A 370-nucleotide genomic window follows, 5' to 3' on the forward strand; every position below is an offset into this window, starting at 1 on the left:
TTCTTACATCTGCTAAAGCAACATGCTGCGGTGTACTAACGATTACAGCACCTGTAACAGGAACCTCCTGAATGATAGAAAGGTGGATATCACCCGTTCCCGGAGGAAGGTCTATTAATAAAAAATCAAGTTCTCCCCACGCTGCATCCCTGATCATTTGGTTCAGTGCTTTTGACGCCATCGGTCCTCTCCATACCACAGCCTGATTGGCTCCTGAAAAATATCCTATGGAAAGCATTTTTACGCCATAGTTTTCAATGGGTTTCATCAGATTTTTGCCATCTATTTCCACAGAGATAGGCTTTTGTCCTTCCGTATCAAACATGGTAGGAACAGACGGCCCATAAATATCGGCATCTAACAATCCCAC

The 370-nt window shown here is 43.8% G+C and carries 1 protein-coding gene; it reads right to left on the bottom strand.

The window, feature by feature from the left end; all coding sequences use genetic code 11:
• On the bottom strand, positions 1-370 hold a 370-nt coding region (locus AX725_RS21770), incomplete at both ends, for a P-loop NTPase (protein WP_156458491.1).

The sequence above is a fragment of the Blastomonas sp. CCH9-A1 genome (genome assembly GCF_001557175.1).
Taxonomy (GTDB): Bacteria; Pseudomonadota; Alphaproteobacteria; order Sphingomonadales; family Sphingomonadaceae; genus Blastomonas; species Blastomonas delafieldii_A.